Source organism: Cellulomonas fimi ATCC 484 (genome assembly GCF_000212695.1).
Lineage (GTDB): Bacteria > Actinomycetota > Actinomycetes > Actinomycetales > Cellulomonadaceae > Cellulomonas > Cellulomonas fimi.
This window is the reverse complement of sequence record NC_015514.1, coordinates 3,868,601-3,887,151: the sequence shown is the minus strand read 5'-3', so window position 1 is coordinate 3,887,151 and position 18,551 is coordinate 3,868,601. Positions and strand designations below refer to the sequence as shown.

Below are 18,551 nucleotides of genomic sequence, written 5' to 3'. Positions count from 1 at the left end.
AATCGCACGAGGGGACTGCTGCAGGGGCGGTTGACACGGCGTGAGTGGTGATCATGCCGCAAGGGCGGCGTTCTGGGCGGTGAAGGCGAGCTCGAACTCGACCGGGGTGAGTTTGCCGAGGGCGCGCTGGCGCCGGCGACGGTTGTAGGTCCGTTCGATCCAGAACACGATCGCGTCGTGCAGCTCGTCGCGGGTGGCCCAGCGGCGGCGGTTCAGGACGTTCTTCTGCAGCAGCGCGTTCCAGGACTCCATGGCCGCGTTGTCGCCGGCCGAGGCGACGCGGCCCATCGAGCCCTGCAAGCCGGCGGCGGTCAGGACCGCCCGGAAGGTCCGTGCTCGAAATTGCGCTCCTCGGTCCGAATGCACCACCACGACACCGGTCGGCTGGCGGCGGGCGACGGCGGTGCGCAGCGCGGTGACCGCGAGCTGGGCCGTCATCCGCTCGTCGATCGCGTAGCCGACGATCCGGTTGGAGAACAGGTCCTTGATCGCGCAGCAGTAGACCTTGCCCTCGGCGGTCGGGTGCTCGGTGATGTCGGTGACCCACACCCGGTCCGGCTCAGCGGCGGTGAAGTCCCGGCGGACGTGATCGTCATGGACCGCCGCCCCCGGCGACTTCCCCGCGCCGCGGCGGCCCTTGCGGACTGTGGTCGACCACAGGCGCTGCTGGGAGCACAGCCGCCAGACGCGCCGCTCGCCGACGTCGTGGCCGGCGCGCTCGAGCTCATCGGCCAAGAACCGGTAGCCGAACTCCGGGTCGTCGCCGTGGGCGTCGACCAGCGCGTTGGTCAGGTAGGCGTCCTGGAGTTCGCGATCGCTGATCGGCTCGGCCAGCCAGGCGTAGTACGCCTGCCTGGAGTGGCCCAGCACCCCGCAGGTCAACCGCACCGGGATGCCCTCGGCGGCCAGGTCACGGACCAGCGGGTAGCTCATTTTGGGAGCGAACCGGCGGCGAAGTAAGCCGCCGCGCGCCGCAGGATCTCGTTCTCCTGCTCCAGCCGGCGCTTCTCGCGGCGCAGCTGGACCAGCTCGTTCTGCTCGCTGGTGGTCTTGCCGTCCACGACGCCGTCGTCGATGTCGGCCTGGCGCACCCAGCGCCGCACCGACTCGATCGAGATGTCGAAGTCGGCGGCGACCTCGGCGTGCGTCAGATCGCCGCGGCGGGCGACCCGCACGACGTCACGCTTGAACTCAGGCGGGAACTTCTTCGGCACAGCGACATCCTTCCAGCGGGACCTCGTCCCACAGATGGAGTGTCAACCAGCCCTGCAGCAGTCCCGAGGACCTGCCCTGCGTCAGGTGGTGTGTGAGATCTGGGCTACGACAACTGAGGGTTGAGCGGGTCGTGGCCGCTGCCCCTTGATGCTCCGGATGGGCGTGGTGGTGGTGCGGGGGACGACGGTGGTCTCACCGTCCGGCAGCTCGATCGCCAGCGTTGTCTCGGGGACGTGCACGCTCACCACGGCGCCGGCGTGGCTGCGCCCGAGGAGGACCTTCTGCCCGGCGACGACGATCACGCCGGTGGCCGAGACGCGGCGCTGCACTCGGATCGGCTCCACGGACGGACGAGGCGACGGGCCTGGGGGCGAGGTGCGCTGCAGGCGGATCGTCGCGACCGGCCCCAGCGGGTTGGGGCGGGAGCGCAGCAACTCGCGCGTGCTGGGGTCGAAGAACAGCAGCGGACAGCCGTCCTCGATGTAGATCCCGACCCGTCGCCCGGCCAGCGCGTCCGCGACGAGCACGACGTGACCGCCCAAGGCGATGGTCCCGTTGCGGGCGACGGTGCGTTCGACCTCCACCACGGTGCGCCCCGCCCGGGCACCGGGACCGCCCCGGGAGGCGATGGGCGCCGGTCCGGCCGGGGTGGCGCCGCGCGTGACCAACAGCTCCAAGTCGGCCACGGTGAACCGCGACCGCAGCGACTTGACCCGCTGCCCAGACACGGACAGGTGCACCCACTGGCAGTCGACCCAGAACCGCACGACCTGCCCGGCGCGCTGGGGGCCGAGCCAGAACTGGCTACCGCAGATCGCCAGGTTCCCCGAGGCGGGCACGACCCGATCAAACTCGACCGCACCACCGCCATCGCCAGCGCCCCGGTCCGTGGACACGTCGACGACGTCCTCAGGGTCGTCGACGTCGTCCGCCAGGGCCGGCGCGAGCGTCGGCGGCACCCACAACGGCAGGCCGCCCGGTGCTGCCGGCACGAACCGGTCGGCCGGCATCACCGGCACGTTCCGGTCCAACCCCTGGTGCGGGCGTTCGGCGTTGTCGTGCGCGACCCACGCATCGACCGCCGCCTGGCAGGACCCCGCGCTTCGGCGCTTCGCGCCTCCGCGCACCCCACCCCTCCGGCCGCCCTCAGACACGACGAAGGCGGCCCGGAGCCACCCGGAACCGCCCCACGGCGAACTGCTATCGACGCCCACTTGCCCCCGCTCGACAGCCGGCACCGCACCGATCGCTGAGCATCCGGCCACTGACGGCGATCCGCCTCGCGCGGGCGCGCGAGCACATCAGCGCAAGCTCGACCACCATGCCTCGTCGCGCGGTGCCGACTCCAGCAACTCGATGCGGGACTGCGCATGCTCGACGAACCGCGCCGGCAGTCGCACGGCGTGATCCACTACGTAGTGCCTGAGCCCCTCCGGCCACACGAAGAAGCCGTCGGTGAACTCGAGCGACCCGTTCAGCCGGCCGCGCATCCGACACTCCGAGTAACCCATGTACGCCCTAGCAACGTGGCCGCGCGACAGATAGTCAGCCACGAGCTCGCGCTCGTCGGCGTCCCAGGTCGTATCCACAAACTGCTCCGGCCTCGGCCAACCTGGCCGGGTGTTCGGGCCATCCCAGTAACCGATCACCGTGAGCTCGTTTACGAGACCCATCGACCTCCACCTCCGCATCCGTCAGGGCATCCGGCACTCGCGCCCGCGCTGGCACCGCACCGACCGCTGAGCATCCGGCCGGCTCCACTCCGCGTCAAGGGCGCCTTCGGCGTCGCTCGGCGATGGCCCCTGGCCACCCTGGACCCGGAGCTCCGCCAGCCTCTCGTGCTCCGCTATCGGTTCGGTGCCTTGGAGTGTCCCTACCCACCGCGAGGCCCAAAGTTGCCCGATAGGCCGCCACTTTGCGGTCCGAACGAGGACGGCAACCAGGAATCCCATGGCAACCCATACGAACCGTCCGACCAGGTCATGTCCTAGATCGTCCAACCGAACCAACCCCCTATAAAAGGACCACTCGTAACCCACCGCTACCGCCAGCCGAAGGGCCCCACCCGCGTTGTCGTGCGGATGTGGGGCCCTTCGTTGTCTGCGTCGCCGGCGGGCGGTGCGTGCCCTGCGTTGACGTTGTCAGGCGGACTCGCGGACAACGAGAGTGATCGCCTCCGAGCGCGGGGGGCGTGGTGGGGTGCCGCCCGCGAGGCGGCGGAGGACGGCGGCCGTGAGGAAGTCCATGATCGCGTCGGCGTCCTGGCGGACGGTGGTCAGGGGTGGGTGCGCGAAGGGCGCCAGCGGGGTGTCGTCGACGCCGATGACCGCGAGGTCGGTCGGGGCGGTCAGGCCCAGGGTCCGCATGCCCGCGAGCAGGGCGAAGGCCATGTCGTCGTTGTAGGCGCACACGGCGGTGACGGCGGGGGACTCGGCGCGCCAGGCGGCGACGACGTCGGCCGCACCACCGACGGACATGGGCACGACGCGCACGGACGGTTCGGCCAGCCCGAGCTCGAAGGCCGCGGTGCGGACGCCGTCGAGGCGCAGGTCGCGGAACACGGCGACGCGCGGGTCGTCGGGCAGGCCGTAGCCGATGTGCCGGTGGCCGGTCGCGGCGAGGTGCTGGAGCTGGGTCGCGCCGATGAGGGTGTGCGACCCGGTGAGGACCCCCGGCGCGGAGGCGCGGGGGCGGACGAGGGCGCTGACGACGGGGATGCCGGCGCCCTCCATGGCCTCGAGCTCGGCGCCGTCGAGCGCGTCGAGGCTGACGACCGCGGCCGGGGACACGCTCCGCCACAGCCCGGACAGCGCCACGCCCTCGGCGGCGCGCCGCACGAGGAGTGACAGGCCCTGCGCCTGGAGGCGTTCCGTCAGGCCCTCGACGAGCGTGACGACGGCGGGGCCGATGGGCCAGTCGGGCAGCAGGAACAGGACGACGTCGCTGCGTCCGAGGCGCAGGGCGCGCGCGGCGCCGTGGGGCGCGTAGCCGAGTCGGGCCACCGCGTCCTGGACGCGCTCGCGGGTGTGCGCGGGGATCGTCTGGCCGGGGGTGTTGTTGAGGACGTAGCTCACGGTGGCCTGGGAGACACCGGCTTCGCGGGCGACGTCGGTCGCGGTGACCCGGCGACGTGCGGTCCCGTCGGCGGTCGGTGCGCGTCTTGACGGAGCCATACGGGGGACTTTAACGTATCAGCGGCACTGATACGTACAAGTGGATCGAGGCGCCGGTCCACCCCCAGTCCCCGCCCCGCTTCTCGGGAGTCCCCATGTCCACGAACCCCTACGGCACCACGCCGCCGACGACGACGGCCGCGGTCGCCTACGACGTGCTCGACCCGCACGAGCACCGCTGGTTCGCCGAGCCCACCCGCAAGGTCGGCCCCGGTTTCACGACCGCCCTGTTCGTCGCCCAGCTCGTCTTCTTCGTCGCCCTGCTCGGCCCGGCCATCGTCGGCATCGCGGTCAAGGTCGACTCGATCGTCCCCGAGGCGCAGCGCACCTCCGCCGTCGCGCTCGTCGCCGGGTTCGGCGCCGCAGCCGCGTTCGTCGCGAACGTGCTGTTCGGCCGCCTCTCCGACCGGACCACCTCGCGCTGGGGCCGGCGTCGTCCCTGGATCGTCGGCGGCACCGTCGTCATGACGCTCGCGTTCGTCGTGATGGCGCTCGGCACCACCGTCCCGATGGTGACGCTCGGCTGGTTCCTCGCGCAGATCGGGGCCAACGCGGCCCTCGCGCCGTTCGTCGCGACGCTCGCCGACCAGGTGCCCAGGGCGCAGCGCGGCAAGATCGCGGCGGCGCTCGGCATGGCGCAGAACGTCGGCATCTACGGCGGCACGCTCGTCGCGCAGTTCTTCCAGGACCAGCTGCTGATCATGTTCGTCGGGCCCGCGGTGCTCGCGATCGTCGCGATGGGCGTCTACGCGTTCGTCCTGCCCGACCAGGTCCTGCCCACCAAGCCGGCCAGCATGTCGCTGCGCGAGTGGGTGACGACGTTCTGGGTGAGCCCGCGTCGGCACCCCGACTTCGCGCTCGCGTGGTGGTCCCGGTTCCTCGTCATCCTCGCGACGTTCATGTTCACGACGTTCCGGCTGTTCTACATGCAGGACCGCATCGGTCTCGACGCCGGGGACGCCGTGGCTGCGGTCTCGACCGGTGTGCTCATCTACACCGTCGTGCTGCTCGCCGTGTCGCCGGTCGCCGGATGGATCTCCGACCGCACCGGCCGCCGCAAGGTGTTCGTCGCCGGGTCCACGCTGATCTTCGCGGTGGGCACGCTCATGCTCACGCAGGCCAGCACCGTCGGGCAGTTCTACGCCGTCGAGGCGGTGCTCGGCCTCGCGTACGGGATCTACGTCGGCGTCGACCTCGCGCTCGTCGTGGACGTCCTGCCCAACCCCGACGACTCCGGCAAGGACCTCGGGGTCTTCAACATGGCCAACGCCATCCCGCAGACGCTCGCCCCCGCCCTCGGCGGCGTGCTGCTCGCGGTCAACAGCGCCACCAACCAGAACTACGACCTGCTGCTGTGGGTCGCCGGCATCGCCAGCGTCATCGGTGCGCTCGTCGTCCTGCCCATCAAGAAGGTCCGATGACCGCGCCCACCGCCACCCCAGCCGGCCCCGCCCCCGCCCCGGAAGGACCCCCGATGACCGTCACCGACACCACCGCCCCCACCACGGACGAGGCGATCCGCGCGCGCGTCGAGGACCTGCTCAGCCGCATGACGCTCGACGAGAAGGCCGGTCAGCTCACGCAGTACTTCGCGTTCGACCTGCCCCCGGGCGAGGCGGCCGTGGGCGACCTGCCGCAGAAGCCCGGCGAGGTCGACGACGCGCTCGCGAGCGGTGGCGCCGGGTCGCTGCTGTTCGTCAACGACGCCGCCCGCACCAACCGGCTGCAGCGCCAGGCCGTCGACGGCTCGCGGCACGGCATCCCCGTGCTGTTCGGGTACGACGTCATCCACGGGCTGCGCACGATCCTGCCCGTCCCGATCGCGCTCGCCGCGTCGTGGGACCCCGAGACGATCGAGCGTGGCCAGGCCGTCGCGGCCCGCGAGGCCCGTGCCGTCGGCATCCACTGGACCTTCGCGCCCATGGTCGACATCGCCCGAGACCCCCGCTGGGGGCGCATCGTCGAGGGGGCGGGAGAGGACCCGTACCTCGGCTCCGCGGTCGCGGCCGCGCAGGTGCGCGGGTTCCAGGGCGGCCGCATCGGCACGCCGGAGCGCGTGATCGCCGGGCCCAAGCACTTCGCGGGATACGGCGCCGCGATCGGCGGGCGCGACTACGACGAGGTCGACCTGTCCGACCAGCAGCTCCGCAACGTCTACCTGCCGCCGTTCAAGGCCGCGGTCGACGCGGGTGCGGGCAACATCATGACCGCGTACATGCCGCTCAACGGCGTCCCCGCGACGGCGAACGCGTGGCTCCTCAAGGACGTGCTGCGCGACGAGTGGGGCTTCGACGGCTTCCTCGTGAGCGACGCGAACGCGGTCCGCAACCTCGTCACGCACGGCTACGCCGCCGACCTCCCCGACGCCGCCGTGCGCGCCGTCGAGGTGGGTCTCGACCTCGAGATGGCGATCAGCGACCCCGCGTACGCGCACCTGCCCGAGGCCGTCGAGTCCGGTGCGGTGAGCATCGAGGCGGTCGACGCGTGCGTCCGCCGGATCCTCGAGGTGAAGGTCCGGCTCGGGCTGTTCGAGGAGCCCTACGTCGACGAGGACCGTGCCGCCGCGGTGCTCGCCGACCCCGCGCACCGGCAGGTCGCCCGCGAGGCCGCGCAGCGCTCCGCGGTCCTGCTGCGCAACGACGGCCGGCTGCTGCCGCTGGACCCGGACGCGCTCGGCTCCGTCGCCGTGATCGGGCCGCTCGCCGACTCGAAGCGCGACACGCTCGGCCCGTGGGTCTTCGACGACGACCTCGACGAGACCGTCACGATCCTCGACGGCCTCCGCGCCCGCCTCGGCGACACGACCGACGTGCGGTACGCGCCCGGTGTGCGACCCGCGCAGCGCACCTTCCCGTCGATGTTCGAGATGTTCCCCGGCAACGCCACGCCCGACCCGGAGGACTTCGACGACGAGGCCGAGCTCGCGCGCGCCGTCGAGCTCGCCCGCACCAGCGACGTCGCCGTCCTCGTGGTCGGGGAGTGGCAGGGCATGATCGGCGAGGCCGCGTCGCGGTCGTCGCTCGAGCTCCCCGGCCGCCAGCTCGAGCTGCTGCAGGCCGTCGCCGCGACCGGCACGCCCGTCGTGCTGCTCGTCATGAACGGCCGCCCGCTCGACCTGCGCTGGGCCGCCCAGCACGTGCCCGCGATCCTCGACGTCTGGTACCCCGGCACGCAGGGCGGGACCGCCGTCGCGGACCTGCTCGTCGGCGACGTCGCCCCCGGCGGCAAGCTGCCGTTCACGTGGCCGCGGACCGTCGGGCAGGTCCCGATGATCTACTCGCACACCACGTCGTTCGAGCCGCAGAACCAGGGCCGCCGGTACTGGGACGAGGAGAGCACGCCGCTGTTCCCGTTCGGCTTCGGGCTCGGCTACGGCGAGTTCACCTACTCCGACCTGCGGCTGGACGCCGAGACGATCCCGCTCGACGGCAGCCTCACCGCCTCGGTCACCGTGACCAACGCCGGCCAGCACGACGGCGACGAGGTCGTGCAGCTCTACGTGCACCAGCGGCACGGCTCCGCCGCGCGTCCCGTGCGGGAGCTCAAGGGCTTCCAGCGGATCCACCTCGCCGCCGGCGAGTCCCGGACCGTCGAGCTCACGATCGGGCCCGACGAGCTGCGCTACTGGAGTGCCGCCGCGCGCGGCTTCGTGGTGGACGCGACGACGTTCGACGTCGGCATCGGCGGCGACTCGACCGTGCCCCTGACCGCGTCGTTCACGACCACCGCCTGACCGCCCGCCCGCGGCCCCGCGCGCCACCAGGCCCGCGGGGCCGCGTCGGTCACCTCACCGAGGCGTCAGGTCGTCGACGTCGTCCAGGTCGCGATCGGGGTCGGCCCGGTCGGCGCCCTCGTCGAGCGCGCCGCTCTCGCGCAGCAGCTCGACGACCGAGACCGGGTCGTCGTCACCCTCGTCGGCATCGTCCTGCGAGCGGCTGAACGGGATGCGGTCGTCGGCCGCGAGGTGCGGGTACTTCTCGAGGAGGAACCGCCGCCGGTAGGCGAGGTTGGCGGCATCGACGACAGGCTCGAGCGCCATCCAGTTGAAGGAGATGCCCGCGGCGACCGCGACGAACGGCAGGTACCGCGCCAGGGCCGGCTTCGTGAGCCGCACACCGAGCCGCTTCGTGACCTCGCCGAGGATCCGTGACGTCGCCGTGGTGTTGAGCTGCGACCACGTGGCGCCGCGCATGAGCAGCTGGGTCAGCGTCGAGATGTCGCCCCACGCCACCTGCTTGGCGACCTGCGAGCCGGCCGTGCCGAGGTTGACGATCGCGCTCGCGAACAGCTTCTCCTCGGGAGCGGACGGGTCGTACCCGTAGTACAGCCCGACGTGCGCGACCGAACGGCCGCAGAGCGCGATGACGGCCGCGGCGTCTGCGGCGGTCGCGCCCAGGACGACACCCGCCGACGTGCCGGCGGTCACGGTGGTGGCCACCTCGGCGCCGGTGATCGCCAGTCCGGTGGTGCCGCCCACGGCGGCGGCCACCGACGCGTAGGCGATGTCCAGCCGAGCGGGCCGGACCTTGTCGACCAGCTCGAGGTCGAGCGCGGTGATGTCGCTCAGCGAGGCGACGGGGTGGCCTGCCTTCTGGTGCGCGGCGACGACTCGAGAGGGCTGGAGGGTCGACGAGGACGCGCGCGTGAGGGCACGGTGCGCGCCCTGCGCCGCCGTCGCCGCGGCGGCAGCGGCCTGCGACCCGGCGCGCTGCACGACGCTGGCCGCGGCGTCCGGGATCACCTCGCGGACCGCCGATGCCGTCCGGACGACGCCCGTGCCCACACGCGAGGCCACCGGGTTCGCCGAGATCGCGCGTCCGGCGGTCCGGGCGGCCCCCCAGGCGCGCGCACCGCCGTCCGACGCCCACTGCGCCACACGCGTCGTCGGGCTGGGGTGAGCGTCCTGGAGACGCTTCCACTGCTGTGCCTCGTAGGACGACGGTTCGGCGCTCACGGGAGGCACCGTAGCGGCCGACGTCTCCGATCCGCTGCCCCGTCACGCCGGGATGCACGTGCGTCCTCCGATCGGCCTGGCGGTGCCTCCGCGGTGGGGGAAGGTGCCGACAGCCCGACCGTGACGAACGGGGCTCTGGTCTCGTCACCGGATCAGCGGGTGCCCCCGGGTCACAGGACGCCCGTGCGGCGCTCGCGGGCGCGAGGGCGGCGGACGACGACCGGAGGCGCTGGTTGCGGCGGGCCGCCGCGGGCGTCGGCGTCGGCGGGGACGCCGGGGGGCGGCGGGACGACGACGGTCTGCGCCTCGGCGGCTGCGGCGAGGGAGACCGCGAGCGCGTGGACGCGTGACGCGTGGCCCATGTCGGTGCTGCGCGGAAGGGCCTGGGCGGCGGCGACGACGTACTCCACCGCGACCGGGTCGGCGGCGGGGGACAGCACGTCGGGCGTCAGCAGGTGGCCCAGCGAGCGGTAGCCGTAGGCGACGACGCCCACGGCAGCGAGGCCGGCGAGGACGGCGATGCCGACGCGCAGGGCGGTGTCGGCGTCGAGGTCGACCGCGGCCCACACGACGTTGAGCAGCAGCCCGAGGGTGCCGGCGAGCGTGAGCCCGCCGCCGAGCAGGAGGCCGAGGATCGTCACGTCCTCCGTCTTCCCGACGATCTTGAGGACCATCGGTGCGGCCGACACCAGCAGGGACGCGGCGAGCCCCGCGACGAGGAGGCGCGCGACGGTCTCCTCGGGCTCGGACCCGAGCAGGGCGGTCAGGGGGTCGGCGGCGCCGACGAGCGCGAGCAGCGCGGTGCCGGTGACGGTCAGGTTGCCCGCCCAGCTGTCGAGCGACCAGCCCGCCGTGATGCCGTCCAGGGTGGTGCTCAGGGGGTAGCGCTTCGCGGGGGCCGGGCCCAGCCTCGGGCGGCGTGCTCCGCGGACCAGCATCGTGAGGAGCGCGGCGACGAGCGCGATGCCGAAGGCGACGACGACCCGCGTGGTCGGGGCGACGTCGGGGTCGTCGACGTCGAGCTCGACGGTGTGCCGGGTGGTGCCGAACGTGAGGGTGAGCTCGTCGCCGTCCTCGACGGTGCAGCCCGACAGCGTGACGTCGAGCGTCACCTGACGCGCCGCGGGCACGTCGGCGGGCACGAGAGTCGCGGAGCAGCCCGACGGGCCGGTGACGTCCGCCCGGACGGTCGCGTCGGTGAGGTTGGTGGCGGTCACCTCGCCCGTCCAGGAGCCGTCGGACTCCTCGATGGACAGGCCGTCCGCGCCGACGCCGACCACCACCGAGGGATCGGCCGCCACCGCCGGGCCGGACGACGTCAGGATCAGCCAGACCACCCCGACCAGCAGGGTCGTCGTGCGTGCGCGTGCCCCCATGCGGACCTCCGTCGGTCGTCGCGTCCCCCCGGGTGCGACTGTGCCAGACCGGGACGAACCGGGACCAGCGCCCCGCCACACCGGGGCCGCCGGACGGTTCGGCTCAAGAACACCTGGAGGCCCGCCGAAGGACCTGGTGTGAAGCGACGCAGGACGCCGGCCGGGTGGTACCCGGACGCGAGGACCCCCGGGCAGCGCCGGTGGTTCGACGGTCGTGCGTGGACCGAGCACACGACGCCCACCGCGTCCGTGCCGCCGCCGCCCAGGCCCGGCCAGCACGTGGAGCGCACCCGCCGAGGGGTCGTCTCCGCACCGCCCACCGTGGTCTGATCGGTCCGGCGGTCGTGCGTTCCGGGCGCGGCCCGGACCTGGAGGACCGATGGCGACCCTCGTCTCGACCCTGTTCATCTCGCTCGACGGCGTCGCGGAGATCGACCCGGCGTGGCACTTCCCCTACTTCGACGACGCGATGGGCGCGGCCGTCGGTGACGACTACGAGGACGTCGACGTGCTCCTGCTGGGGCGCGTCACCTACGACAGCTTCGCGGGTGCGTGGCCCGGGCGGGAGGCCGCGGGCGAGGAGGACGCGACGTTCGCCGCGCAGCTCGGGGACACGCGCAAGGTCGTCGTGACCCGCGGCGACGCGGACCTCGGCTGGCGCAACGCGGAGCGCCTGCAGGGGGACCTCGTCGAGGCCGTGACGGCGCTCAAGGCCGAGGCGGGCGTCGAGCGGGTCCTCGTCCCCGGGTCGCTGTCGGTCGTGCGGCAGCTGCTCGCGGCCGGGCTCGTCGACGAGCTGCGGCTGTTCGTCCACCCCGTCGCGGCGCGCAAGGGGGAGCGGCTGTTCGACGAGGGCGAGCCGATCTACCCGCTGCGGCTGCTGCGCTCGGACGTGTTCCCGACGGGCGTCATGAAGGTCGTCTACGCGCCGAGCTCCATGCCCGGCGAGGCCGGCTACGACGACGTGAAGGACTCGCTGCCCGGGGCGTGACCTGCGGTGGTGCTCAAGGTCGGGGGCGGGGATGCCGACGACTCCGGCATGACCCACGTCCCGGCCGGGTGGTACCCCGACGGCAGCACGCCCGGTGTCGTCCGGTGGTTCGACGGGAACGGCTGGACCGAGCACACCCAGCCGGTCGCGCCTGCGCCTGTGTCGGCGCCCGCGACGGGCTGGGCGGTGCCCCACCCCGGGCCGGACACGCCCCGGCAGCCCGCGTACGTCGCGTCGGCCCCCTCTGCGGCGCCGTTCGCGCCGGCCGCAGGGTCGCCCGTCGTCCCGTCGGCGGGCTTCGGTGCGTCGCCGTACGCCGTGCAGACGGTGGGCGCGGCGCCGTTCGTGCCGACGTTCGCGACCGGTCCGGCCGCCGACGCGCACGGCCCGCGCACCGCGATGCACTGGACGCTGCCTGTCGGCCGGTCGTGGCAGTCGATCGTGGCGGGGTACGTCGGGCTGTTCGCCCTCGGGCTGTGGGTGCTGGGGCCGGTCGCGATCGGCTTCGGGGCGTGGGCGATGGTCGTGGCGGGCCGGGGCGGGCACGGGCGGGGCCGGGCGGTGTTCGCGATCGTCGCGGGCGTGCTCGCGTCGGCCGCGGCGATCTGGGCCCTGACCTCGGCCTGACGGCGCCGCGGGACCTCTCGGCGGTCACCGGCGCGCGCACGGGCGGTGCGTGCGCGGCGCTCCTAGGATCGGCGCGGACCGACCGTCAGCGTGGAGGGAGCCCGTCGTGATCGACCTGACCGCCAAGGCGCAGGAGCACCTGGACCTCGCCCGGCAGGACCCGCACGGCCGCAGCGCGGAGCTCGTCGCGCACGACGGCGAGCTCCGGCAGACCGTCCTGGCTCTCACGGCGGGCTCGCGCCTGGGGGAGCACAACTCGCCCGCGGCGGCGACGATGCAGGTGCTGAGCGGGCGCGTGCGCGTCGAGTCGGACGGCGGCCAGGCCGAGCCGGCGGCGGGCGAGCTGTGGGTGCTCACGCACGAGCGGCACGCGGTCGTCGCGCTGGAGGACGCGGTCTTCCTGCTGACGACGGTGACGAGCGTCCCGCGCGGCTCCCACGGCGAGAACGACGCCGACGACCCGCCCGTCGCCCGCAGCTGACGCCCACGCGTCGCGCCCGCCGGGCGAGCGCGCGCCTGCCCGTCGAGAACGCACCTCCGCGGAGCGCACCTTCCCGCGGACGCGACCTTCCCGCCCGCGGCGTGAGCGTGAGCGAGACGGCGACGACCACGTGTCGTGCTCAGCGGGCGTGGCCGGTGGCCGGCGCCGGCTGTGGGTGGGCTGAGGGGCCGAGCGGGGCGAGGCGGCTGGCCTAGCGTCGGCAGCAGCACGGGAGCCGGGGCGGGGAGCGGGGGCGGTCGGCATGAGCGTCGCGACGGTGTGGGGGGCCCGGCCCGACGAGGTCGAGCGGCGGTACGCGTGCGACGACCTCGCCACCGACCAGCCGCTGCGGCTGGTCCGGGCGGTCGACGTCGCGGCCCCGGTCCCGACGGCGTTCGCGTGGCTGGGCCAGCTGCGCGTCGCGCCCTACAGCTACGACCTGCTGGACAACGGCGGCCGGCGCAGCCCACGGACGCGGACCGTCCGCCCGCAGGAGCTCGTCGCCGGGACCACGATGATGCGGATCTTCGAGCTGGTCTGCGTCGAGGCCGACGAGCACCTGACGCTGCGGATCGTCGAGCCGCGGGCGCTGCGGGCGTTCGGGCCCGTGGTCATGACCTACGCGGTCCGCCCGGACGGGCCGGGCCGGTCGCGGTACGTGGCGGTCCTGCGCGTCGGCTCGCCGACGGGCGGCCGAGCCGACGCGGTGCGTCGCGAGCTGCTGGCCTGGGGCGACCTCGTGATGATGCGCAAGCAGCTGCGCACGCTCGCGGCGCTCGCCGGACGCGAGGCGCTCAGCGGCGCGCGCGCCCCGCGCTGACGGGCGTCGCGCGGGACCGCGAGCCGCTCGTGTCGCGACGCAGGTAGCCCCACGCGAGCACGGCGCACGCGACGCCGTTGACGAACCCGAGCAGCACGTCCGTCAGGGAGTGCATGCCGCGGTACATGCGCCCGATGCCCACGCAGAACGGCACGAGCAGGCACAGCACGGTCAGGGTCCAGCGCAGGACGGGGTTGCCGATGCGCTGGCACAGCGCTGCGAGCGTGAGGTAGAACGCGGTCGCGGCGCCGGTGTGGCCGCTCGGGTAGCTCGACGTGGGCGGCGAGTCGTCGAGGTGCTGCACCTCGGGACGGCCCCGCCCGACGACCAGCGCGGACGTGAGGAACACGAGCGCCTGCAAGGAGACCGCGAGCCCGGGCACGAGGGCGAACCACCACTGCCGGGTCTTCCACCACAGCAGCCCGATCGCGAGCGCGCACGCGCCGATGATGAACTCCGTCTGCCCGATGCCGGACAGCACCGCGGTGACCGTGTTGAGCGTCTCCGTGCGGCGCGCCTCGAACCACCGGTTGACGCCCGCCTCGGACGGCAGGTTCTGCAGCGGGCCGACGATGAGCAGCCCGGCACCGACGATCACGAGCCACAGCCCGACGGCGGGCAGCAGCGCGCGCCGTGACAGGTCCCGCCAGAACTCGTGCGACGTCGGCGCTGACGTGTCGAGCTCGTAGCGGTGCAGGAAGGTGTGCACGGAGTCCTCCTCGGGGGGCGGGGACGGGCGCGTCGGGGTGCGGGGCGGTCAGGGACGGGCACCGGGCGGGCGTAGGGGGTGCCGAGGCGCGTCGACCGGTGTCGGACCGTCGCGACGAGTGGTGTCGTCCGGCGGGGCGTCGCCGCCGTGCGGGACGTCGGGCACGTCGGCCGGTGGCCGCGTGGTGCCGCCGAAGCCGCGGTAGCCGACGTAGGACGCGCCGGCGATCGCGCCGCCCAGCAGGATCCCCGCGACGACGTCCGACGGGTAGTGCACGCCGAGCAGGACGCGGTCCGCGGCGGTCGCGAGCACGAGCGTCCCGGCGACGGCGGGCACGACGACCCGGGCGGTGCGGCCGAGCAGCGGCCAGACGAGGAGGGTGAGCGTCACCGCGGCGACCGTCGTGTTCGCGGCGTGGCCGGACGGGAAGCTGGACCCGGGGGCGTGCTCGACGGCGTCCTCGACGACCGGCCGGGCGCGCTGCACGACCCCCTTCGCGGCGAGCTGCAGCATCCACCCCGCCATGAGGGTGCCGAACGCCCACAGCGCTCGCGTGCCGAGCTGGTGACGACGCCACACCCACACGCACAGGGCGGTGCCGGCGAGATTCACCCACACCGCCTGGAACGCGGCCTGCCACGCGACGAGCGCGGTCCGCAGCCCGGGCCGGGCCCGGGTGGCGTCGGTCGCGGCGGCGATCACGGACGTGTCCAGGCGGACGAGCGCGCTCAGCTCGCCCCGGACCAGGAACGCGAGGACGAGGACGGGCGCCGCGGCGACCACGCCGAACGTCGCGGCGCGCACGAGTGCGCGGCGGCGGACGGTGGTCGCGTGCATGCGGTGAGGGTAGGTGCGCGTCCGCGGGACCGCGCGGCGAACGCCGACGGCCCGACGACGGGCGAACCGCCGGCCCGGGTCAGCCGACGGTCGTGACGACCGTCCCCGCCGGGGCCTGCCACAGCGCGTCGATGACCTCGTCGCTCACGCGCACGCAGCCGTTCGACACCGCGCCCCGGCCGCGCAGCGTCGTGGTGTGGATCGCCGTGACGGCGGTGCCGGTGGGGATGTCGTAGTGGTCGATCGTCTCGCTCTGCGTCGACAGCGGGAGCACGCGCGGCGTGGTCGTGCCGGGCTCGACCCACCGCAGCCCGAGCAGGAACGCGGGCGCGTGCGGGGTCGGCGTCGCGGGGGCGCCCGTCGCGAGGACGGGGAAGGTGCGCACCGACGTGCCGTCGTCGACGGTGAGCGTCTGCGCCGCGACGTCGACCACGACCGACCAGTCCGTGCCGGACGGCGCCACGTCCGAGGTGCGGACCCACGCCGTCCGGCCGTTGACCCGGCTGCGGTCCTCGCGGGGCAGCGCGCCGCGCGTCGCGACGAGCACGCGCACCCACCCGGGCGACTCCTCGACGACGGGCAGGACGTTCGCGGCACCGAGCACCTCGGACGGCAGGACCCCGACGGCCGGGCCGCCCGCCGACGCGTGCGCGGCCGTCGGCTCGGTGACCACGACGGTCCGCCAGCGGCCCAGGGCCGGGTCCTCGTTCTCCAGGGGCGTCAGCCCGTCCGGGCCGGGCAGTCCCGGGACGACGTGCAGGAGGTCGACGACGGGCAGCGTCGCCAGGTCGACGGGAGGCGGCGGCGCGGGTGCGGCGGCCTTGGCCACGGCGACGGGCTGCGGCACGAGGACGGGCTCGGGCGCGGCCCGCTCGGCGGTACCGGCGCAGCCCGCGAGCGCCGCCACGACCAGCGCACCGGCCACCGACGCCCGCAGCGCCCGCCGCCGTACCGCTCGTCGCCGCGCCCCCTGCCGCGCCCGGCCGTCCGCGCGCGCACCGGCCGGGGCCACGACGGAATGGTGCCGGGCGGCGACGACGGGCATGCGGACGACCTCCGGGTGGAGCGTGGCGCGGGAGCACGCGCGTGCACGTCCATCGTGCGCCGCACCGGTGGAGCACCGCAAAGCGGCCGCTGCACCCGGCCGGCCGCACCCCCGTCCGCGGGCGCGTCGCCGACCGCGGCGTGCGGGGTCAGATCGCCGTCGCGTCGCCGATCCGGTGGTACGTGCGGTCGTGGTAGACGAGCGGCGTGACCTCGGTGGTCGTGCCGTGCGCGAGCGCGCGGACCGACACCAGGTACGACCCCCCGACGGGCGTGCGCTGCACGACGCGCCCCCGCACCCACGACACGGCACCGTCGATCACGGGCTCCCCGGACGGCAGCGCCGTCCAGCCCCCGGCGGCGAACCGGTCGATGCCGCTCGTCGCGAACCGCGCGGACACGTCGTCCTGCGCGCCGGACAGGAAGCTGATCGCGAGCGTCCGGGCGCGCGCCACGGCGGGCCACGACGACGACGTCGACGCGAGCGAGAAGGCGAGCAGCGGCGGCGCGGCGGACACGGAGATGACGGACGTCGCGGTGAACCCGACGAGCCGGTCCTCGTCGCGCAGCGTCACGACGGCGACGCCCGCGGGGTGCCGGCGGAACACCTCCTTGTACGCGTCGGGGGACAGCTGCGGCTCGTCCTGCTGCGCGAGGTCCGCGTCGAGGGCGCGGAGCACCTCGGCGGTCACCGGAGCGCCCCGGCGAGGGCGGCCGTGCCGTGCAGCGCGCGGCGCAGCGGCTCGGCGGCCCGCTCGAGCCAGCGGTCGACGACCGTGTCGAGGTCGGCGAGCTCGGCCTCGGTGACGGCGAGGGCGCGTGTCGGGACGGTCGCGCCGAGCTCGACGAGGAGCGGGCGCAGGTACGCCTCGCCGACGAGGGTGTGCGCGGGGGAGCCCGACACGACCAGCGGCACGGCGACGACGCCCGCGAGCGCGTCCGGCCCGTACCCGTCGAGGAACGCCTTCAGCAGCCCGGTGTACGAGGCCTTGTAGACGGGTGTCGCGACGACGAGCACGCCCGCGCCGGCGACGGTCCGCAGCGCGGCGTCGACGTCGGGGTGCTCGGCCGCGAAGAGCTGGGGCGCGAGGGCCGCGAGGTCGACGGTCGTGACGGCGGACGTCGGCGTGCCGGGATCGGCGCCCACGTGCGGCAGGACTCGCGCGGCGACGCGCTCCGCGGTGCTGCGGGTGCGGGACGCCGGACGGGGGTTGCCGACGAGGGCGACCACGGGGACGAGGTGGCTCACGGTGCTGCTCCTTCACGTTCACGCTTGCCGCACCGGGTGGCGCGGCCGGGTCATCTCCCGGAGCACCCCGTCGTGGAGGGGTTGCTGACCAGCGAGCCGGGGCTTGCGTGCTGGTGCTCGTGACCTGGCCGCGGTTTCTACCAGCGGCGTGGAGCCCGACAAGGGGTTCGGCCGGTGATCTCGCAGTGCGGACAGCGCGCGTCGTGCCACGATCGCGGGATGACGGAGGTCCCCGACCCGCACGTGCTGCCCGCGACGGCGGTGACGAACCTGCGCGACCTGGGCGGGCGCCGCACCGCCGACGGCGGGACAGTCGCGCGCGGGGTCGTGTTCCGCTCGGGAGAGCTGTCGTCCGACGACGTCGTGGACGACCCGGCGCTCGCGGGCCTCGGCATCCGGACGGTCGTGGACCTGCGCACGGCCGCCGAGCGGGAGGCGCGCCCGGAGCGGGTGCCGCGGGGTGCGTCGCTCGTCGAGGTCGACGTCCTCGCCGACATGCCGCGGGCCGCGGCGACCGCGGCCGCGTCGCTGCTGAGCCGTCCGGCGGCCCTGGCCGAGGCGCTCGACGGCGCGGACGTCGCCGAGCAGATGCGCGCGACGTACCGCAGGCTCGTCGCGGCGCCGGCCGCGCGAGCCGGCTACGCGACGCTGGTCCGCACGGTCCTCGACGCGCGGGGCGCGCCCGTGCTGTTCCACTGCACGGCCGGGAAGGACCGCACCGGCTGGGCAGCCACGGTGCTGCTGCTGGCGGCGGGCGTCGCCGAGGACGACGCGACCGAGGAGTTCCTCGCCGTGAACCCGGCCGTGCGTGCCCGGTTCGCGCCGCTGCTCGCGCAGCTCGAGGACGCGGGCGGCGACCCCGCGGTGCTGACCCCGTTCCTCGAGGTCCGGCCGGACTACCTGCGGGCCGCGCTCGACACCGTCGACGACCGGTTCGGCTCCTTCGACGCGTACCTGCGCGACGGGCTCGGGCTCGGCGAGGTCGAGGTCGAGGCGCTGCGGCGCACGCTGCGCGAGCACTGACGGGCTCCGCGACCTGCGCGGTTCGTCCGGTTGGTCCGTTCGGGTGGTCCGG

Annotated in this window: 19 protein-coding genes and 1 riboswitch; of the genes, 8 read left to right on the top strand and 11 right to left on the bottom strand. The window is 74.5% G+C overall.

The features are described 5' to 3' along the window. Nucleotides 1–51: 51 nt before the first annotated feature. The 4 genes from CELF_RS17555 to CELF_RS17530 all read right to left on the bottom strand — a co-directional run bounded on the left by CELF_RS17555 (nucleotide 52) and on the right by CELF_RS17530 (nucleotide 4,388). Nucleotides 52–1,214, bottom strand: a protein-coding gene (locus CELF_RS17555; RefSeq protein ID WP_232014265.1) for an IS3 family transposase whose coding sequence is annotated in 2 segments (ribosomal slippage) — nucleotides 52–953 and nucleotides 953–1,214 — 1,164 coding nt in all. Because the reading frame shifts where the segments join, the coding sequence is not laid out codon by codon here. Nucleotides 1,215–1,295: 81 nt separating this feature from the next. Continuing rightward, nucleotides 1,296–2,225 (bottom strand): hypothetical protein, encoded by a 930-nt coding sequence (locus CELF_RS17545; protein ID WP_126297881.1) that lies wholly within the window; start codon nucleotides 2,223–2,225, stop codon nucleotides 1,296–1,298. A 291-nt stretch (nucleotides 2,226–2,516) separates the two neighbouring features. Next, nucleotides 2,517–2,888, bottom strand: coding sequence for a hypothetical protein (locus CELF_RS17540; RefSeq protein ID WP_013772611.1), 372 nt, complete (start codon nucleotides 2,886–2,888; stop codon nucleotides 2,517–2,519). Nucleotides 2,889–3,356: 468 nt separating this feature from the next. Continuing rightward, on the bottom strand, nucleotides 3,357–4,388 hold the full coding sequence (locus CELF_RS17530) for a LacI family DNA-binding transcriptional regulator (protein WP_013772610.1): 1,032 nt from the start codon (nucleotides 4,386–4,388) through the stop codon (nucleotides 3,357–3,359). A gap of 95 nt (nucleotides 4,389–4,483) precedes the next feature. Between CELF_RS17530 and CELF_RS17525 the strand changes: the two genes are divergently transcribed. Further along, nucleotides 4,484–5,809, top strand: a complete 1,326-nt coding sequence (locus CELF_RS17525; protein ID WP_013772609.1) for an MFS transporter — start codon at nucleotides 4,484–4,486, stop codon at nucleotides 5,807–5,809. A 53-nt stretch (nucleotides 5,810–5,862) separates the two neighbouring features. Next, a complete protein-coding gene (gene bglX / locus CELF_RS17520) occupies nucleotides 5,863–8,121 on the top strand; it encodes a beta-glucosidase BglX (RefSeq protein WP_041553602.1) in 2,259 nt (752 codons plus the stop codon). A 54-nt stretch (nucleotides 8,122–8,175) separates the two neighbouring features. On the opposite strand, the gene CELF_RS19750 is transcribed toward bglX, so the two are convergent. Further along, entirely contained in the window at nucleotides 8,176–9,342 is a 1,167-nt protein-coding gene (locus CELF_RS19750; RefSeq protein ID WP_013772607.1) for an EcsC family protein, read from the bottom strand. 170 nt (nucleotides 9,343–9,512) lie between these two features. Next, nucleotides 9,513–10,718 carry a hypothetical protein gene (locus tag CELF_RS17510; RefSeq protein WP_041553601.1) on the bottom strand — a complete coding sequence of 402 codons (1,206 nt, stop codon included), beginning with the start codon at nucleotides 10,716–10,718 and terminating at the stop codon, nucleotides 9,513–9,515. Between the two features lie 138 nt (nucleotides 10,719–10,856). Between CELF_RS17510 and CELF_RS21545 the strand changes: the two genes are divergently transcribed. From CELF_RS21545 to CELF_RS17485, 5 genes are all read left to right on the top strand, one after another. Beyond that, a complete protein-coding gene (locus tag CELF_RS21545) occupies nucleotides 10,857–11,048 on the top strand; it encodes a DUF2510 domain-containing protein (protein ID WP_041553600.1) in 192 nt (63 codons plus the stop codon). Nucleotides 11,049–11,097: 49 nt separating this feature from the next. Next, entirely contained in the window at nucleotides 11,098–11,709 is a 612-nt protein-coding gene (locus CELF_RS17500) for a dihydrofolate reductase family protein (protein WP_013772606.1), read from the top strand. A 48-nt stretch (nucleotides 11,710–11,757) separates the two neighbouring features. Further along, nucleotides 11,758–12,336 (top strand): DUF2510 domain-containing protein, encoded by a 579-nt coding sequence (locus tag CELF_RS20240; protein ID WP_085953212.1) that lies wholly within the window; start codon nucleotides 11,758–11,760, stop codon nucleotides 12,334–12,336. A 106-nt stretch (nucleotides 12,337–12,442) separates the two neighbouring features. Further along, nucleotides 12,443–12,817 (top strand): cupin domain-containing protein, encoded by a 375-nt coding sequence (locus CELF_RS17490; RefSeq protein WP_013772604.1) that lies wholly within the window; start codon nucleotides 12,443–12,445, stop codon nucleotides 12,815–12,817. 262 nt (nucleotides 12,818–13,079) lie between these two features. After that, the gene (locus CELF_RS17485) at nucleotides 13,080–13,637 is read left to right on the top strand and encodes a hypothetical protein (protein ID WP_013772603.1); all 558 of its coding nucleotides are present in this window, start codon (nucleotides 13,080–13,082) and stop codon (nucleotides 13,635–13,637) included. Here the strand turns inward: CELF_RS17485 and CELF_RS17480 are convergent. The 5 genes from CELF_RS17480 to CELF_RS17460 all read right to left on the bottom strand — a co-directional run bounded on the left by CELF_RS17480 (nucleotide 13,612) and on the right by CELF_RS17460 (nucleotide 17,476). Then, on the bottom strand, nucleotides 13,612–14,346 hold the full coding sequence (locus tag CELF_RS17480) for a phosphatase PAP2 family protein (protein ID WP_013772602.1): 735 nt from the start codon (nucleotides 14,344–14,346) through the stop codon (nucleotides 13,612–13,614). The genes CELF_RS17485 and CELF_RS17480 overlap by 26 nt on opposite strands. Before the next feature lie 48 nt (nucleotides 14,347–14,394). Then, nucleotides 14,395–15,183, bottom strand: a complete 789-nt coding sequence (locus tag CELF_RS17475; protein WP_013772601.1) for a phosphatase PAP2 family protein — start codon at nucleotides 15,181–15,183, stop codon at nucleotides 14,395–14,397. A 79-nt stretch (nucleotides 15,184–15,262) separates the two neighbouring features. After that, the gene (locus CELF_RS17470; RefSeq protein ID WP_013772600.1) at nucleotides 15,263–16,228 is read right to left on the bottom strand and encodes a L,D-transpeptidase; all 966 of its coding nucleotides are present in this window, start codon (nucleotides 16,226–16,228) and stop codon (nucleotides 15,263–15,265) included. Nucleotides 16,229–16,376: 148 nt separating this feature from the next. Beyond that, nucleotides 16,377–16,919, bottom strand: a complete 543-nt coding sequence (locus CELF_RS17465) for a flavin reductase family protein (protein WP_013772599.1) — start codon at nucleotides 16,917–16,919, stop codon at nucleotides 16,377–16,379. Further along, on the bottom strand, nucleotides 16,916–17,476 hold the full coding sequence (locus CELF_RS17460; protein WP_013772598.1) for an NADPH-dependent FMN reductase: 561 nt from the start codon (nucleotides 17,474–17,476) through the stop codon (nucleotides 16,916–16,918). The genes CELF_RS17465 and CELF_RS17460 overlap by 4 nt, the downstream gene beginning before the upstream one ends. 15 nt (nucleotides 17,477–17,491) lie before the next feature. After that, nucleotides 17,492–17,601: riboswitch (SAM riboswitch) on the bottom strand. A gap of 94 nt (nucleotides 17,602–17,695) precedes the next feature. Between CELF_RS17460 and CELF_RS17455 the strand changes: the two genes are divergently transcribed. Then, nucleotides 17,696–18,499: a tyrosine-protein phosphatase gene (locus CELF_RS17455; RefSeq protein ID WP_013772597.1), complete on the top strand. Its 804-nt coding sequence runs from the start codon at nucleotides 17,696–17,698 to the stop codon at nucleotides 18,497–18,499. The last annotated feature ends 52 nt before the right edge of the window (nucleotides 18,500–18,551 follow it).

What these genes read in the sequence shown, in the direction of transcription:
- CELF_RS17475 (WP_013772601.1), bottom strand. Translation starts at nt 15,183, where the DNA reads ATGCACGCGACCACCGTCCGCCGCCGCGCACTCGTGCGCGCCGCGACG.
- bglX (WP_041553602.1), top strand. Translation starts at nt 5,863, where the DNA reads ATGACCGTCACCGACACCACCGCCCCCACCACGGACGAGGCGATCCGC.
- CELF_RS20240 (WP_085953212.1), top strand. Translation starts at nt 11,758, where the DNA reads ATGACCCACGTCCCGGCCGGGTGGTACCCCGACGGCAGCACGCCCGGT.
- CELF_RS17470 (WP_013772600.1), bottom strand. Translation starts at nt 16,228, where the DNA reads ATGCCCGTCGTCGCCGCCCGGCACCATTCCGTCGTGGCCCCGGCCGGT.
- CELF_RS17525 (WP_013772609.1), top strand. Translation starts at nt 4,484, where the DNA reads ATGTCCACGAACCCCTACGGCACCACGCCGCCGACGACGACGGCCGCG.
- CELF_RS17485 (WP_013772603.1), top strand. Translation starts at nt 13,080, where the DNA reads ATGAGCGTCGCGACGGTGTGGGGGGCCCGGCCCGACGAGGTCGAGCGG.
- CELF_RS17510 (WP_041553601.1), bottom strand. Translation starts at nt 10,718, where the DNA reads ATGGGGGCACGCGCACGCACGACGACCCTGCTGGTCGGGGTGGTCTGG.
- CELF_RS17500 (WP_013772606.1), top strand. Translation starts at nt 11,098, where the DNA reads ATGGCGACCCTCGTCTCGACCCTGTTCATCTCGCTCGACGGCGTCGCG.
- CELF_RS17455 (WP_013772597.1), top strand. Translation starts at nt 17,696, where the DNA reads ATGACGGAGGTCCCCGACCCGCACGTGCTGCCCGCGACGGCGGTGACG.
- CELF_RS17545 (WP_126297881.1), bottom strand. Translation starts at nt 2,225, where the DNA reads ATGCCGGCCGACCGGTTCGTGCCGGCAGCACCGGGCGGCCTGCCGTTG.
- CELF_RS17530 (WP_013772610.1), bottom strand. Translation starts at nt 4,388, where the DNA reads ATGGCTCCGTCAAGACGCGCACCGACCGCCGACGGGACCGCACGTCGC.
- CELF_RS17540 (WP_013772611.1), bottom strand. Translation starts at nt 2,888, where the DNA reads ATGGGTCTCGTAAACGAGCTCACGGTGATCGGTTACTGGGATGGCCCG.